This is a genomic window from Streptomyces sp. WM6386 (assembly GCF_000972385.1).
Taxonomy (GTDB): domain Bacteria; phylum Actinomycetota; class Actinomycetes; order Streptomycetales; family Streptomycetaceae; genus Streptomyces.
The window spans coordinates 1-747 of record NZ_JXTE01000307.1; the positions used below are offsets into that span (position 1 = coordinate 1).

At 68.7% G+C, this 747-nt stretch carries 1 protein-coding gene; it reads right to left on the reverse strand.

The window, feature by feature from the left end; translation table 11 throughout:
* Nucleotides 1-181 precede the first annotated feature (181 nt).
* Nucleotides 182-592 carry a helix-turn-helix domain-containing protein gene (locus tag TN53_RS46310; RefSeq protein WP_159038266.1) on the reverse strand — a complete coding sequence of 137 codons (411 nt, stop codon included), beginning with the start codon at nt 590-592 and terminating at the stop codon, nt 182-184.
* Nucleotides 593-747 lie beyond the last annotated feature (155 nt).

Sequence of the window (747 nt, forward strand, 5' to 3'; positions counted from 1 at the left end):
GTACGGCGCCTTTCGGCTCGCACCGTGGGGGCGGTCTTGCTCAGGCGCGCACGTAGGTGCACGTTCTCGGCCTTGGCCTGAGCGAGTTCCTCGCGGAACTCCGCGTTCTCCTGCAGAGCTACATCAAGACGGATACTCAGTTCGTCAGGGTCATTGCAGTCAGACCAGTCCTCCACGCTTCTCATGATCCAGATTCGTCGCGGCCCGTGCAGGGAGATCGCCCAGATTCACCGCCGCTCACGCCCGCGGGGGATGACAGCTCCGCCGACCTGAGGGCCTTCGGCTTGTGGCGTGGGCCGTGGAGATCACCGAGCTGGTCGGCGTACGGTTGCGCGGCGGCCACGACCTTCTTGCCCAGGCTGGTGAGCTGCATCGCGTGTTTGACTCCGCCGCGGACCAGGAGCTGGCCGTCCAGGTCCCGTTCCAGCGTACGGATCTGCCAGGTCACCGAGCCCGGATCGAGGTCCGCGTCGCGGGCTAACGCCGTCAGGGTGGGATAGCGGACGGCTTCCAGGAATCGGCGCAGCCGCCGCTGTCCGCCTTTGGTTCCTGCCGCCGGCCGCAGCAGAGCAGGGAGGCCAGCGAGCCGCACTGCCGCGGCGGAGCTTGTCCGGGGCCTTCGCCGGTGATTCGTCCGCACGGGAGACCGTGCCGCTTGAGCCGTAGCGGCGGGCAGCCCGAGTTGCCGGGCCAAGGGCAGGGCGGCGGCAAGGACCTTGTGTCCGAGGTCGATGGGCTCCATCGGCC